This window comes from Candidatus Margulisiibacteriota bacterium, from assembly GCA_041650855.1.
Taxonomy (GTDB): domain Bacteria; phylum Margulisbacteria; class WOR-1; order O2-12-FULL-45-9; family XYB2-FULL-48-7; genus JALOPZ01.
On record JBAZKJ010000001.1, the window covers coordinates 923,630 to 937,985 of the forward strand.

The window sequence follows — 14,356 nt, forward strand, 5'->3', positions numbered from 1 at the left end:
CCATGCGGTTATCACCACAATTTATCAGCAACGTTATTTTCGGCGTTAGCGCCGTGTTAGGGACCGCTGGACTGCTGCTGACGCGCAACCTGCAATTCCTCCCCCCGCTCTACATCGTGCTGGCGAATTTGGCGCTGGCCGCGTTCGTCCTGATCAATAACCGGCGGAGCGGGACCAATCTGATCTTCGCGCTGATCGCCGCCCTGGGCGCCGTCTGGACGGTCGCGATCTTCCTGTACAGCACCGCCGCTTCGGCCGCGGCCGTCCTGGCCTTTAGCAAAGTGGCGTCGGTGGCCGCCGCGCTGATCCCGGCCCTGTTCCTGTATTTTACTTATCATTTTTCCAAGGAAGAAAAGCTTCCGGAAACGCCGGCCGCCGCGGCCTTGGTCCTTTCGGCGCTGGGGTTTGCCGCCCTGTCGTTCTCCCGCTTCCTGGTCAGCGGGGTGGCGGAGACCGGCGGCCGGCTCCACTTCGTGCCCGGCCGGCTTTTCCCGCTGTTCCTGATCTACTTTATCGGCTTGATGCTGTTCTCCTTTTACCGGCTGATCGTCAAGTACCGGCGCTATTCCGGCGCGATCCGGCTCCAGATCGGCTACGTCTTTTTCGGCTTCCTGGTCGGCACGGCCTTCCCGATGATCACCAACCTGGTCCTGCCGCTGCTCGGTTATTCCGACCTGGCCGGGATCGGGCCTTTTGCTCTGATCATCACGCTGGGGATCATCTCTTACGCGATCGTCCGGCACCGGCTGATGAGCATCGAGGTCGTGATCCAGCGGAGCGCGGTCTACGCGCTTGTTACCCTGCTGATCATGTCGGTCTACGCCCTGGCGGTGATGGTCTCGGAGCTCTACCTGCGCCGGGTCCTCGGCTACTCGTCGCTGCTCGTCACCGCGCTGGCCGCCCTGGTCATCGCCATGGTCTACCAGCCGCTGGTCCACCTGTTCCAGAACTTTACCGACCGGATCTTTTTCCGCTGGCGCTACGACTACCAGAAGACCTTGAGCCGGATCAGCCAACAGATCGCTTCGGTGATCAAGCTGGAAGAACTTTCCAGCCTGATCGTCACCTCTTTTCTGGACACGATGAAGATCTCGGAGATCTCTTTCCTGCTGCCGGAGCGGGAGCATTTCCGCTCGATCCCCCTGAACCTGCCGCGCTATAAACGGATCGAGATCGACGCCAAGAACCCGATCATCACCCGGTTGGCGGCGACGCGGGAGGTCCTGGTCCGGGAAGAGATCGAGGACCCGATCGTCGGCGACGCGATGGAACGGCTCGGCATCTCGGTCTGGCTGCCGATCATCTCCCAGGACGAATTGATCGGCATCATCGCCCTGGGCAACAAGCTGTCCGGCGATATCTTTACGGCGGAAGACCTGGCCTTGCTGACCACGCTGGCGAACCAGACGGCGGTCGCCCTGGAGAACGCCCGGCTCTACGACGAAGTGCTGACGGTCAAGAACTACAACGAAGAGATCCTGGAGAGCATGACCAACGGGGTGATCACCACCGACGTTCGCGGCCGGATCGTGACCTACAACCCGATGGCGGAGCGGATCACCGGCCGGCAAAGCGGCGACGTCCTGGGGCGCAACTGCGAAGAGCTCTGGGGGAAGCGCGGGGCCGTGAGCCAGGCGATCGACGCCACGCTGAAAGGGGCGCCGTGCCTGAACTACGAGACCGGGATCAGCTCGCCGGAGCGGGGGCTGGTGCCGGTCGCCCTCTCGTCCACGCTGCTGCGCGACAGCCAGGGGAAAAAGAGCGGCGCGCTCCTGTCGATCCAGGACCTGACGGAGCTCAAGGAGCTGGAGGACAAGATCCGCCGGGCGGACAAACTGACCGCGCTGGCGACGATGGCGGCGGGGATGGCCCACGAGATCAAGAACCCGCTCTCTTCGATGAAGGTCTTTGCCCAGCTGCTGCCGCTCAAGATCAACGACCCGGAGTACCGGCAGAAATTAGGGGAGATCCTGCCGCGGGAGATCGACCGGATCGACCGGATCGTGGAAAGCCTGCTCGGCTTCGCCCGGTCGACGGCGCTCAGCTTCGAAAAAACGCGGATCGAGGACATCCTGGAAGAAGACCTGAAATATTTCGCCAGCAAAGCGGCCGACAGCGGCGTCAAGATCGTCCGCCGCTTTGCCGAGCTGCCGCCGGTGGACATCGACAAGAACCAGCTCGCGCAGGTCTTTTCCAACCTGATCCTGAACGCCATCCAGGCGATGCCCGAAGGGGGCGAGCTGACGGTGGCGACCCTGCCGGGGCGGAAGGTCGACGACCAGCTGCAGGCGATCAAGGTCCAGGTCGCCGACACCGGCCACGGCATCTCGGAAGAGATGCAGAAAAAACTGTTCGACCCGTTCTTTACCACCAAGTACGGCGGGACCGGGCTTGGGCTGACGATCTCGCACAGCATCGTGGACGGCCACAAGGGGTTCATTGACGTGGAAAGCCAGCCGGGGAAGGGGACGACCTTCACCGTGACTTTACCCGTGAGCCAGGGGTTGTTATAATCAAGGCAATGGAGAGGAAGCTGTTATTGATCAGTGCCGAGGCCAGGACCGCCGCGACGGTCAAGCAGGCCGCGCCGGGTTACGCGCTGGCGCAAACGGCGGACCGGCAGCAGGCGTTGCCCCTCCTTCAGTCCGAACGGCCCGACCTGATCATCCTCGATCACGATCTCCCCGGCGGCGAATCGTTCCCCTTTTTCCGCCAGCTCCGTTTAGCCGCTCCCCGGACGCCGGTCATCATGCTGGCGGCCGACAACGACATTCCGCTGGCGGTCGCCGCGGCCAAGCTCGGCGTCGCCGATTTCCTGAAAAAACCGCTCCTGCCGGAACAGCTCCGGCAGGCGATCGACGCCGTTCTGGCCGTGCCCCGGCAATTGCCCGGCCGGGCCGGGGCTTTATGGCTGCAAGGGGCCGGCGCGGCGCTGGAGAATTTTTATCAGGCGGCCGAGACCGCCCTGCGCCAGGGCCGGAACATCGCGCTCTTGGCGGAGCGCGGCATCGACGCCCGGGCGGTAGCCGAACATCTGCACGTTCGGGGCAACCGGCCGCGGCGCAAGGTCGCGGAGCTCGATCTCGGCTCGTTCAACCGGCCGGAGCTGGAAGCCCATTTCTGGACGACGGTCCAGGAGCTGATGGCGGAGCCCGACGGCAAATCGCCGCAGACCGAGGAAGACCGGACCGGGACCCTGCTGCTGACCGGCTTCTCCCGGCTGGACGGCGCTTTCCAGTCCAGTATTTTGACCCTCTTCCGGGAGCGCAAAGGGAAATTGGACAAAGAGATCGTCTGCCTGGTGGCGCTCTCCGACGGACAGGCGGCCGGCAAGCTCGACCTGAACGGCTTTTTCCAGCTGACCGTTCCGCCGCTGCGCGACCGCAAAGAAGACCTGCCGCTGCTGCTCGAAGGTTACCTGCGCCTTTTCGCGCGGGAGCACAATAAGACGATCGCCGGCGTGGCGCCGGAGGCGCTGGCGCTGCTGGCGCTCTACGATTACCCCGGCAATTACGCGGAGCTGGCGGCCCTGCTGGAAGCGGCGGTCCTGAAAACCGGCGGCGGCACGATCGGCCTGGGCGACCTGCCGATCGAGAACGAAATGCTGGCCGGCGCGGCGGCTAAACGGGCGCTGGCGAGCGGGGCTTATGCGCTGGGGGAAGCCCGGAAGCTTTACGAAGCGGAGCTGTTCGCGGCGCTGCTGGCTAAGAGCGGCGGGGATACCGGGGCCATGGCCCGTTTTCTCGACCTGCCGAGAACGGTCTTGACCGAGCGGCTGGCGGAATTAAACGCCGATCCGTCTAACTAAGGCGGCGGCCCGGTCCCGGTCCCTGGCCTCGGCCATGATCCGGATGATCGGCTCGGTGTTGGAAGCGCGGACGTGGACCCAGCCGTCAGGAAAAACCACTTTTACCCCTTCGGTCAGGATCATATCTTCGCCTTTGAAGATTTCCTTCGTTTTTTCGACCAGGTCGTTCGCCTCGTCCAGGCTCCGGCACTCCACTTTGCTTTTGACCATGGCGTAGCGGGGGAGCTCGGCGGCCAGCTGGGTCAGCGTTTTGCCGGAGACCGCCAGGTAATTCAGGAGGAGCGCGGCGCCGCTCAAGGAGTCGCGGTTGAACCCGACCGGCGGAAAGATCACGCCGCCGTTCCCTTCGCCGCCGACCAGCCCGCCGAGTTTTTTCAGCTCTTCGGCGACGTGGACCTCGCCGACCTTGGTCCGGATCGCCAGGGCGCCGTTCTCCCGGCAGATGTCGTCGATCATCCGGCTGGTGGAAAGGTTAACGGTCACGATCCTTTTATACCGCCCCAGGACCGACTGGCGGCTCAGGAGGAATTTGACCGCCAGGGCGAGCGTCGCCTCTTCGCCGAGCGCTTCGCCGTTCTCCGCCACCACCGCCAACCGGTCGGCGTCGGAGTCCATGGCAAAGCCGATGTCGGCTTTCTTCAGCCGGACCAGCTCGCGCAGTTCGCTCAGGTTCTCCGGGGTCGGTTCGGGATTGTGCGGGAAGGGGAGGCGGGGATTGACGTTGATCGCGAACACCTTGCAGCCGAGCTTTTCCAGCAGCTTGATCATGGCGACCGAGCCGGCGCCGTTGCAGGCGTCGACCGCGACCTTGAACTTCTTTTTGCGGATCGCCGCCGGCTTGACCGTTTTCAGGACCAGGGCGATGTGGGTGGCGATCCCGGTCGCGTTGGCGCTGACCCCTTTGCTCGCCGGCCGCAGCTTGAAATACTTGCTCTCGTAAAACTTCAAAAAGCGCCGCGCCTGCCCCTCGTTCAGGAAGATGCCGTCTTCGCGCATGAACTTGAGGCCGTTCCAGGGGAGGGGGTTGTGCGACGCCGTTACCACGATGCCGCCGGCGCACTTCAGCTTGCGGACCATGATGCCGACGGTCGGCGTCGGGCAGATGCCGATGTCGACCACTTCGCAGCCGGTCGCCAGCAGGCCGGAGAAAACGATCCCCTTGATGAACTCCGACGAGGCCCGCGGGTCGGTCCCGATCACCACTTTGCCGCCGCGCAGGTAGGTGCCGAACGCCTTGGCCAGGTCGAGGCAAACTTCGGGGGTTAACGAGTCCGGTACGTAACCGCGCACGCCGGAGATGGAGATTTTCAATGTCATGTTGACTAATATCATACATTATTATAATATCAGAATCAAAATGAGCATAGTTTTTGGCGCAATCATGCCGCATCCGCCGATCCTGGTCCCCGCGATCGGTAAAGAACGCTTGAAGGACGCGGATAAAAGCAAGCAAGCCCTCGAAGAGCTCTCCCGCCGGATCAAAAACTGCGCCTGCGACACGATTGTCGTTGTCACGCCGCACGGCGACGTCGGCCAGGCCTCGGTCCCGGTCTACACCGGCCACGTTTTTGAAGGGAACTTCGGCGCCTTCGGGATGGCCAAGCCGAACTTTACCTTCAAGGGCGACCCGCAGCTCGGGTTAGCCATCGTCAAAGACACGCACCTGGCGACCGCCAGCCCGGAAACGATCCTCGATCACGGCGTCCTCGTCCCGCTCTATTATCCGACCGCCGCCGGCGTCAAAAAACCGGTCCTGCCGATCGCGGTCGCCTTTATGCCGCTCTCCAAACTGTACGAGTTCGGCAAGTCGCTGGCCAAGACGGCCGATCGCCTCGGCCGCAAGGTCTGCCTGATCGCCTCGGCCGACATGTCGCACCGCTTAACGCCCGGCGCGCCGAGCGGTTTTTCCCCCAAAGGGAAAGAGTTCGACGAACAGCTGGTCGAGCTGGTCAAAAATTACGACGTCAACGGGATACTTAAGTTCGATCCCGCCCTGGCCGACGAAGCGGGGCAGGACGCGCTCTGGTCGATCGCCATCCTTCTCGGCGCGCTCGACGGCCAAAAGGTCAAGTCCGAAGTTCTCTCTTACGAAGGGCCGTTCGGCGTTGGTTATATGGTCGCCGCGCTTGAGCCGCAGTCATGAGCGAACACCCCCTGGTCCAATTAGCCCGCAAGACGATCGAGACTTACCTCAAGGAAGAGAAGCTGATCAAGCCGCCCAAGGAGCTGACCCCGGAGATGAAGGAGCAGGCCGGCGTTTTTGTCTCGCTCCACCGGCAGGGCGACCTGCGCGGTTGCATCGGGACGTTCGGCCCGACGACGGAGAACGTCGCCAGCGAGATCATTCGCAACGCGATCGAATCGTCGACCCGCGATCCGCGCTTTGCGCCGCTGACGGCGGACGAGCTGGCCGACCTCGAGATCAACGTCGACGTCCTCTCCGCCCCCGAACCGGCCAAGTCGGTCGCGGAGCTGAACGCCAAAGAGTACGGCATCATCGTCAAGGCCGGGAACCGGCGCGGCTTGCTGCTGCCCGACCTGCCGGGGGTCGATACCCCGGAACAACAGATCGCTATTTGCCGGAGAAAAGGTGGCATTTCTCCCGGTGAAGCTGTAGAATTATTTAAGTTCAAAGTGAGGAGATATAAATGATCAAGATCGGGATAGTTGGCGCCGGTGGTTACGCGGGAGTGACTCTGCTGTCGATCCTGCTCCGCCACCCGGAAGCGAAAGTCATTTGGCTGATGTCCGAAGACGCGCATAAAGGGAAGAGCATCGCGGAGCTTTATCCGCAAATGCGCGGGATCTGCGACCTGGTCTGCACGACCCTGGCCGAGCTTGACGCCAAACTGCCGGAAGTTGACCTTGTCTTCCTCGCCTTGCCGCACGGCATCGCCATCAATTACGTTCCCAAGATGATCAAGGCCGGCAAAAAGGTCGTCGACCTCGGCGCCGACTATCGTTTCCACGACGAAGCGGTCTTTAAGAAATGGTACAACCTCGATCATCCCGACAAGGCGGTCCTCTCCGAAGCGGTCTTCGGTTCACCGGAGCTGTATAAAGAGGAGATCAAGAAAGCGCGGCTGATCGGCAATCCCGGCTGTTATCCGACCGCCTCGATCCTTGGCCTGGCGCCGCTGGTCAAGAACGGCCTGATCGACCTCGGTTCGATCGTTGTCGACGCCAAATCGGGCGTCTCCGGCGCCGGGCGCGGCGTCAACCTCAAGGTCCACTATTGCGAGCGGAACGAAGGAGTCATGGCTTACGCCGTCAACAACCACCGCCACATGGGGGAGGTCAGCTACCAGGTCGGCAAGCTTGCCGGCCAGCCGGTCAACGTCACCTTTGTTCCGCACCTGATGCCGATGACCCGCGGCATTCACGCGACCTGCTACGGGAAATTGCGAAATCCGAAAACCGAAATTCGAAACTTAATTGAGTTATATAAAGATTTCTACAAAGATGCGCCGTTCGTGCGCGTTTACGAGAGCGGCGAACCGTGCACCAAGAACGTCGCCGGGACGAATTACTGCGACATCGCCCTCTCGATCAACAGCGAGAGCGGCACGGTCATCGTCATGTCGGTGATCGACAATCTCGTCAAAGGGGCGGCCGGCCAGGCGGTCCAGAACATGAACCTCATTTGCGGCCTGGAGGAGACGACCGGGCTCAAGGCGATCGCCCTCTATCCATGACGATCACCGCGCCCCAGGGGTTTGCCGGCGCCTCGATCATCGCCGGCATCAAGCAATCGGGAAAACCCGACCTCGCTTTGGTTTACTCCGAAGTTCCCGCTGTGGCGGCCGCCGTTTTTACCGGCAACCAGTTCAAAGCGGCGCCGATCCTCGTTTCCATGCAGCAGATCAAGTCCGGCTACTGCCAGGCGATCATCAGTAACGCCGGGAACGCCAACTGCGGCACCGGGAAACAGGGCTTAAGCGACGCCAAGACCATGGTCCGGGAGACGGCGCGGATCCTCGGGATCAACGACAAGCACGTTCTGGTCACTTCCACCGGTTCGATCGGCAAGTTTTTGCCGATGAAAAACATCATTCCGGCCATCCGGCCGCTGGCACTCAAGCTTTCCACCAAAGGGGGGCATGACGTCGCCCGGGCGATCATGACGACCGATACCCGGCCCAAGGAGATCGCCATTAAGGTCGGCGGCTACACCGTGGCCGGCGTTGCCAAAGGGGCGGGGATGATCCACCCCAATATGGCTACCATGCATGCTTTTATCACGACCGACGCCGTCGTCCCGCGCGCTTTGCTGCAAAAGATGCTGGCCAAGGCGGTCGACAATTCGTTCAACATGATGACCGTCGACCAGTGCCAATCGACTAATGATTGTGTATTCGCCTTAGCGAACGGGATGTCCGGCAAGAAAGCCGACAAGCGGTTCTACGCCGCGCTCGAGCAAGTTTGCATTCATCTGGCCAGAGAGATCGCCAGAGATGGGGAAGGGGCGACGCAGTTGATCGAGGTCCGGGTCAGCGGGGCGCGCAATGAGAAAGAAGCGCGGATCGCCGCGCGGGCGATCGCCGGCTCCGATCTCCTTAAATGCGCGATCTATGGGCGCGATTACAATCTCGGCCGCGTTTACGCGGCGGTTGGTCAGACCAGCGCCAAGCTCGACCAGGACCGGATGAAAGCGGATATTAAATTTGGGAAGAAAGAGAGCATCGTGACCTGTGACTTGGGGACCGGCAAGGCCAAAGCGACCGCCTGGGGTTGCGATCTCACTGAGGGATATGTCAAGATCAACGCGGACTATCATACATAATGTTTAGGCATTTAATCAAAAGAGCGAACGCGGTTTTGGAAGCTTTGCCGTACCTGACCAAGTTCAACGGCAAGACGATCGTCGTTAAATACGGCGGCGCGGCGATGCAGAGCGAAGAGCTTAAGCAGGGCGTGATCCAGGACGTTGTCCTCCTCAAGATGTGCGGTATGGAGCCGGTTTTGGTCCACGGCGGCGGGCCGGAGATCAACAAATACCTGCGCAAGAGCGGGATCGAGCCGAAGTTCAGCGGCGGCTACCGCGTCACCGACAAGGAGACGATGAAGATCGTCCAGAAGGTGCTGGGCGAAAAGATCAACCAGCAGATCGTCTCGCTGATCAAGAAGGCCGGCGGCAAGGCGAAGGGGTTCTACGGCAAGAAGGGGCGCGTGATCAAGGCGTTCAAGTACTGGAAGAAGGATGAGAACGGCAACAAGATCGATCTCGGCTTCACCGGCCAGGTCGGCGGGATCCGCTACCGGTTCCTCAATAAATGGATGAAGCTCGGCTACATCCCGGTGTTGACCTCGATCGGGGTCGGCAAGCGGGGCGGGGTCTACAACATTAACGCCGATAAGGCGGCCGCGGCCATTGCCGCTTATTTAAAGGCGGAAAAGCTGATCATGATGACCGACGTCAACGGCGTGCTAGACAACCACGGCAAGCTGGTCTCCAACGTCAATACTTATAAAGCGCAGAAGATGATCAAGAACGGCAGTATTTCCGGCGGGATGATCCCCAAGGTCAAATCGTGTTTATACGCTTTGCGCAAAGGCGTCAAAACCGCCCATATTATCGACGGCCGCCTCCCGCACGCGATCCTCCTCGAATTGTTCACCGACCATGGTATTGGGACCATGGTGGTTAAGTAAGCGTTTTCTCTCTGAAATCCCCGCCTAATCTCCTCGATAAAAATCCGTATGGGACCGAGAAAAATAGGCGGGAATGGGAACGGCGGCGGCAACGTCATCGTGCATCCGATCATGGAGCTGCGCGGGGCGAAACGCTCCCTGCACCCGATCTTTCATAAAGAATCGAGCTACGCGGTCTCGCTGCAAACCGCCATCCGGTTAAGCGCCGATAAGCGGTTCGCCCGCGCGTTGAAGGACGAGGGGATCAAAGACCTCGATCAGCTCGGTAACCGCCTCCTCGACGGCAGCCTGGTCGTCTTTGAAACCTGGCACCGGCCAACGCTTAAACTTTACCCGCGTTTCATCGTCGGCGAAAAGAACGACTTTATGGCTTTCATAATTTCTGACGCGAGCGAAATGGGCCCGGAGGGAAACCGCCTTAAGTTCGCCGATTTCCTCCTCATGGGAAGACTGCTCTCCGGCCCGGTCAGAACGATCGAAGAACATATGGTCGTCCTCCGCCGCGAGGGAGCCGTTGGCGAACTGCTGCAGATCGCCGCAGGCGGTATCCTGGATTGCGCTCTGGCGGCCGTCGACCAGCTTGTCCATTTCCGGACGCTGGAAGTCCAGAAAACACTGCGCGAACTGGCCAAAGCCGCCGACGAACGGCTCGCCCTGCGGGCGCTCCATGCCCTGGCCGGCAGAGGGGAAGCCCACGACCTGGCCGCTAAAGTGGCGGAGATCGGTTTGCAGGTGGCCGAGCGGGTCCGGGTCGGCGAAGAGGGGGATTGGGACGATATCAATCTTTTTGTCGCCTTCCGCGCGCTGGCGCTGATCGGTTTGCCCGACCACCGGCTGGCTTACAAAATATTCTGCCGGCTCAACGACCGGCCCGGCAACCGGCTGAACGACCAGCAGCAGCAACTCATCATCAGAATGCGGTCGGACAGCCTTGCCGAGGTGCGGGATTTGGCCGCGCTCATTTACCTGGAATATTCGCTGTGACGGCGTTTTAGCGCGCGCAATTAAAATGAACATCACGAGATTCTTTAAAATAGGCCATAAATACTTTTCCGGGCAGGCGCAGCTGGCGGAGAAAGTCGGCGCCCAGCGGCTGCGGCGCGGGAGGCCGGCCGGCAAAATACCGGAGCTGGAGCCGCGTTACCGGCCCGAACGCTTGCTCGAATCGACCAAGGGGTCGCGCGTTTATCTCGGCACCGACCGGGAAAGCGGCCGGCCGGTGGTGATCAAAAGGGCGCTTAACTATCACTTTGACTTTTTGATCAGGTGGGAGGGCGATCTCCTCGAGCGGCTCCGGCATCCCAATCTTGTCGGCCTGATCGCCGGCCGGTCAAGGTATCTGGTCGAAGAGTTCCTGCCCGGCGTGCTCCTGGAAAAAATGCGGCTGACGCCGCTCGAAACGCTGGTCGTCGGCAGCCAGCTGGTCAACGCGCTCCGTTATCTCCACCGGCAGGACATTGTGCTCCGCGACCTGAAGACGAACAATATCATGGTCGGGCCGGACGGCACCGTCAAATTGTTCGATCTGGGTCTGGCCAGAGATCTGGGCCGGCGCAGAGATCTCTGCGAGGGCGATTATTTTATCGGCACGCCGGAATTCGCCGCGCCGGAGCTGATCCGCGCCGGCGCCGGGTATGCTTTGCCGTCGGCCGACTTTTTCGCCCTGGGGATCACGCTATATAAAGCGTTGACCAGGCGCTTCCCGCTGGAACGGGAGATCGTGATCAATAACGGAGAGCGGGTAGCAGTCTCTTGGCCGGAATGCGGGCATCCCCTGAACTGGCAAAATCTCCGAGATGTTCCGCCGTTCCTGCACTCTTTGCTGTACAAATTGTTGGAGCCCGAACCGAGCGAGCGCCTGGCCGATCCCGACCTGGTCCAGCGGGAGATCCTCGGGGGCTTGGTGGAGGCGGCGGGATGACGGTCGTGAACAAAGCGCGATTCCTCCGTTTGGGGTTTAAATATTTCAACGGGCAGGCGGTCCTGGCGGAGCATGTCCGGGCCGCGGGGGTGCGGAGCGGAAGCCCGATCGACAAAATATCAAACCTGGACCGGCGGTTCCGGATCGATCAGCTGCTCGCCGGGACCAGGCTTTCCAGCGTTTATCAGGCGACCGACCGGGAAAGCGGACAGCCGGTGGCGGTCAAGCGGATGCACTCCCGCCAGGATGACCATATTGTCCGCTGGGAAACCGGGATCCTTAAGCGGCTCAACCATCCCAATATCGTCAGATTGGTCGCCGGCGGCCCCGATTATCTGGTCGAAGAGCTCATCCCCGGCCGACTGCTCGGCCATTTGCGGCTGTCGCCGCTGGAAACGCTCGTCGTCGGCTGGCAGCTGGTCAACGCGCTCCGTTATCTCGACGGGGAAGGGATCATCCTCCGCGACTTGAAACCGACCAATATCATGATCACGCCCGACGGCGTCGCCAAATTGTTCGATTTCGGCCTGGCCAAAGACCGGAACCGGCCGCACGACGTCTGCTCCGACTGGAACTACAGCGGCACGCCCGGCTACGCCGCGCCGGAGCTGATCGCCTGCGGGACCGGGGCCGCTTCCCTGGCGGCCGACTATTTTGCCCTCGGCGTTTCGTTGTATGAGGCGTTGACCGGCCAGTTCCCTTACGTCAGGCAGATCCGGGTCGGCGGCGGTTTTATGGGCGTCTCTTTCCCGGAAAGCGGGCATCCGCTTGGCGCCGAGAATCTCAAGCGCGTGCCGTCGTTCCTGCATTATTTGCTGTACAAATTATTGGAGCCCGAAGAAAGCCGGCGCCTGGCCGATCCCGACCTGGTTGAGTGGGAGTTGATCAAGGGACTGGACGAGGCGGGAGCGGAGAGAACGGCCGGATCGCCGGACAAGGTCAACGTCGCGGGTGACACCGTGCCGTTCACTCCCCTTTAAACGGCAAGAAGGGCTTTCATCGCTCGAGGCGGCATGAAAGCCCTTCTAAATGGCACAAGGATCAAAGGAGCAATTGCGCGACCATGACCGCCGCCGGGATAATGTCGGTCGTCCCGCCGCCGCCGGCATTGCGGTTGAACCTGACCAGGATCAGGTCGGTCCCGATCATTAGGTTCTTCACCATCATCGCCGAAATGCCCCAGCTCAGGCCCAGGGAACTTCCGGAGTCCGGGGAAGTCAACTCGAAGTTGGCGCCCACTTTCGTCTGGACGTCGCCCAGCTTCGCCAGGTTGTAGTCGGCCTTCACGAGCAGCCAGTTAGTCGGGTTAAAATAACTGTAACCCAAGTAACCGGAAATGTTCTCGTTGAACTGCGTGCCGACCGTCGCCCAGCCGCCCCAATCGCCGACCATCAACGCCTGGGCGCTGACCGGAGCGAGGAGCAGTGCCAACCCCAGAACGAATAAAGCTAATCTCTTCATCTGTTTCACCTCCTTTTTGTGGTGCAATATTATCCGGCCAGACCGGCTAAAGCCCGGTCGAGCCGGGTAGCAACCCGCTCTTTCCCCAAGATCTCCACGACGTCGTACATCGGCGGTGTTTCCAGGCGGCCGGAGAGGGCGAGGCGGCAGGGGTGGATAATCACCCCGAGCTTAACGTTCAGTTCGGTCGCCAGGTTCTTGAAAACGGGCTCGATCTGTTCTTTCGTGAACGGTTCAAGTTTCGCTAGCCGCTCTTTTAAGGTTTCCAGTATCTGTTTGGCGTTAGCTGTTTTAAAGTGCTTTTCCACTCCTTTAGGATCATATGCAAAGTCATCTTTAAAAAAATAGGTCGATAATGGGACGATGTCGGGGATCAGGACAAGCCGGTCGTGGAAAACGGCGACCACTTTCTTTAAATAGGGCAGGTCGTGCGTGCCGTACGCTTTGATCAGCAGCGGCTCGCACAGGTCGAACAGCCGCTCCGGTAAAATGCTCCGGATATACTGGCCGTTGAGCCAGTTGAGCTTGTCCAGATCGAAGACCGCCGCGCTCTTGTTGACCCCGTCGAGCGAAAAAAGCTCGATCAGCTCCTGCCGCGAGAAAACTTCCTGGTCTTTATAGCCCCAGCCGAGCTTGGCGATGTAGTTGAGCATCGCTTCGGGTAAGTAACCGAGCGCGCTGTAGTCGATCACCGAGGTGGCGCCGTGCCGCTTGGACAGCCGCGCCTTGTCTTTCCCCAGGATCATCGGGATATGGGCGAACTTGGGCGGCGTCCAGCCAAAGGCTTCGTATAAAAGGATCTGCCGCGGCGTGTTGGAGAGGTGGTCGTCGCCCCGGATCACGTCGGTGATCTCCATCAGGTGATCGTCCAGCACGCAGGCGAAGTTGTAGGTCGGGAACCCGTCGGACTTGAGGATGACAAAGTCGTCGAGCACTTCGTTCTTAAAGACGACTTTGCCGCGGATCTGGTCGTTGACCACCGCTTCACCGACCGGCGGGAGCATAAAGCGGACCACTTTCGGCGCGCCGCTCGCCAGCTTCGCCTTGATCTCCTCTTCTGTCAGCTTGCGGCAGTGGCCGTCGTACCGCGGCGCTTCCTTGCGCGCTTCCGCTGCCGCCCGTTTCTGTTTCAGTTCTTCGGCCGAACAGAAACAATAGTAAGCTTTCCCCGCCTTGACCAGCTGCTCGGCGTGTTGCTGGTGGATAGCCAATCGTTCGGTCTGGTAGTAGGGGCCAAAAGGGCCGTCGACGTTGGGCCCTTCGTCCCAGTCGAGACCGAGCCATTCCAGGCCGTGAAAGATTGCCTGGTTGGACTCGAGCGTCGACCGTTCCCGGTCGGTATCTTCGATCCGCAGGATGAACTTGCCGCCGTGGTGCCGGGCAAAGAGCCAGTTGTAAAGAGCGGTCCGGGCGCCGCCGATATGCAGCGCGCCGGTCGGGGAGGGTGCAAAGCGGACTCTTACCATATATAATAGTATAACATATGAGAAATACTAAGCTCGAAATACTAAATG

Annotated in this window: 13 protein-coding genes; 10 read left to right on the forward strand and 3 right to left on the reverse strand. The window is 60.8% G+C overall.

Annotation, left to right across the window (positions count from 1 at the left end; genetic code table 11):
* Nucleotides 1–2 precede the first annotated feature (2 nt).
* Nucleotides 3–2,513 carry an ATP-binding protein gene (locus WC529_04440; protein ID MFA5113526.1) on the forward strand — a complete coding sequence of 837 codons (2,511 nt, stop codon included), beginning with the start codon at nt 3–5 and terminating at the stop codon, nt 2,511–2,513.
* Nucleotides 2,514–2,521: 8 nt separating this feature from the next.
* A complete protein-coding gene (locus WC529_04445; GenBank protein ID MFA5113527.1) occupies nt 2,522–3,808 on the forward strand; it encodes a response regulator in 1,287 nt (428 codons plus the stop codon).
* Here the strand turns inward: WC529_04445 and glmM are convergent.
* Nucleotides 3,785–5,125, reverse strand: a complete 1,341-nt coding sequence (gene glmM, locus WC529_04450; protein MFA5113528.1) for a phosphoglucosamine mutase — start codon at nt 5,123–5,125, stop codon at nt 3,785–3,787. The two genes, WC529_04445 and glmM, sit on opposite strands and share 24 nt — an antisense overlap.
* A gap of 40 nt (nt 5,126–5,165) precedes the next feature.
* On the opposite strand from glmM, the gene amrB reads away from it, so the two are divergent.
* From amrB to WC529_04490, 8 genes are read left to right on the forward strand one after another with little or no spacing between them, the layout of a single operon-like run.
* Nucleotides 5,166–5,951, forward strand: coding sequence for an AmmeMemoRadiSam system protein B (amrB, locus tag WC529_04455; GenBank protein ID MFA5113529.1), 786 nt, complete (start codon nt 5,166–5,168; stop codon nt 5,949–5,951).
* Nucleotides 5,948–6,460, forward strand: coding sequence for an AmmeMemoRadiSam system protein A (amrA, locus tag WC529_04460; protein MFA5113530.1), 513 nt, complete (start codon nt 5,948–5,950; stop codon nt 6,458–6,460). Before amrB ends, amrA begins: the two co-directional genes overlap by 4 nt.
* Nucleotides 6,457–7,503 carry an N-acetyl-gamma-glutamyl-phosphate reductase gene (gene argC / locus WC529_04465; GenBank protein ID MFA5113531.1) on the forward strand — a complete coding sequence of 349 codons (1,047 nt, stop codon included), beginning with the start codon at nt 6,457–6,459 and terminating at the stop codon, nt 7,501–7,503. Before amrA ends, argC begins: the two co-directional genes overlap by 4 nt.
* On the forward strand, nt 7,500–8,591 hold the full coding sequence (argJ, locus tag WC529_04470) for a bifunctional glutamate N-acetyltransferase/amino-acid acetyltransferase ArgJ (GenBank protein MFA5113532.1): 1,092 nt from the start codon (nt 7,500–7,502) through the stop codon (nt 8,589–8,591). The genes argC and argJ overlap by 4 nt, the downstream gene beginning before the upstream one ends.
* Complete coding sequence (argB, locus tag WC529_04475) at nt 8,591–9,460, forward strand: acetylglutamate kinase (GenBank protein ID MFA5113533.1); 870 nt, start codon at nt 8,591–8,593, stop codon at nt 9,458–9,460. Before argJ ends, argB begins: the two co-directional genes overlap by 1 nt.
* Before the next feature lie 48 nt (nt 9,461–9,508).
* Nucleotides 9,509–10,444 carry a hypothetical protein gene (locus WC529_04480; GenBank protein ID MFA5113534.1) on the forward strand — a complete coding sequence of 312 codons (936 nt, stop codon included), beginning with the start codon at nt 9,509–9,511 and terminating at the stop codon, nt 10,442–10,444.
* Nucleotides 10,445–10,469: 25 nt separating this feature from the next.
* Entirely contained in the window at nt 10,470–11,381 is a 912-nt protein-coding gene (locus WC529_04485; protein ID MFA5113535.1) for a serine/threonine-protein kinase, read from the forward strand.
* A 5-nt stretch (nt 11,382–11,386) separates the two neighbouring features.
* Entirely contained in the window at nt 11,387–12,361 is a 975-nt protein-coding gene (locus tag WC529_04490) for a serine/threonine-protein kinase (protein ID MFA5113536.1), read from the forward strand.
* 61 nt (nt 12,362–12,422) lie between these two features.
* On the opposite strand, the gene WC529_04495 is transcribed toward WC529_04490, so the two are convergent.
* Both WC529_04495 and gltX read right to left on the reverse strand, forming a co-directional pair.
* Nucleotides 12,423–12,842, reverse strand: coding sequence for a hypothetical protein (locus tag WC529_04495; GenBank protein ID MFA5113537.1), 420 nt, complete (start codon nt 12,840–12,842; stop codon nt 12,423–12,425).
* Nucleotides 12,843–12,871: 29 nt separating this feature from the next.
* The gene (gene gltX / locus WC529_04500; GenBank protein ID MFA5113538.1) at nt 12,872–14,308 is read right to left on the reverse strand and encodes a glutamate--tRNA ligase; all 1,437 of its coding nucleotides are present in this window, start codon (nt 14,306–14,308) and stop codon (nt 12,872–12,874) included.
* Nucleotides 14,309–14,356 lie beyond the last annotated feature (48 nt).

Bases quoted from the DNA above. Each gene is read 5' to 3' on its own strand.
- glmM (MFA5113528.1), bottom strand. From the start codon at position 5,125: ATGACATTGAAAATCTCCATCTCCGGCGTGCGCGGTTACGTACCGGAC.
- WC529_04445 (MFA5113527.1), top strand. From the start codon at position 2,522: ATGGAGAGGAAGCTGTTATTGATCAGTGCCGAGGCCAGGACCGCCGCG.
- argB (MFA5113533.1), top strand. From the start codon at position 8,591: ATGTTTAGGCATTTAATCAAAAGAGCGAACGCGGTTTTGGAAGCTTTG.
- amrB (MFA5113529.1), top strand. From the start codon at position 5,166: ATGAGCATAGTTTTTGGCGCAATCATGCCGCATCCGCCGATCCTGGTC.
- argC (MFA5113531.1), top strand. From the start codon at position 6,457: ATGATCAAGATCGGGATAGTTGGCGCCGGTGGTTACGCGGGAGTGACT.
- WC529_04485 (MFA5113535.1), top strand. From the start codon at position 10,470: ATGAACATCACGAGATTCTTTAAAATAGGCCATAAATACTTTTCCGGG.
- WC529_04440 (MFA5113526.1), top strand. From the start codon at position 3: ATGCGGTTATCACCACAATTTATCAGCAACGTTATTTTCGGCGTTAGC.
- WC529_04480 (MFA5113534.1), top strand. From the start codon at position 9,509: ATGGGACCGAGAAAAATAGGCGGGAATGGGAACGGCGGCGGCAACGTC.
- amrA (MFA5113530.1), top strand. From the start codon at position 5,948: ATGAGCGAACACCCCCTGGTCCAATTAGCCCGCAAGACGATCGAGACT.
- WC529_04495 (MFA5113537.1), bottom strand. From the start codon at position 12,842: ATGAAGAGATTAGCTTTATTCGTTCTGGGGTTGGCACTGCTCCTCGCT.
- argJ (MFA5113532.1), top strand. From the start codon at position 7,500: ATGACGATCACCGCGCCCCAGGGGTTTGCCGGCGCCTCGATCATCGCC.
- gltX (MFA5113538.1), bottom strand. From the start codon at position 14,308: ATGGTAAGAGTCCGCTTTGCACCCTCCCCGACCGGCGCGCTGCATATC.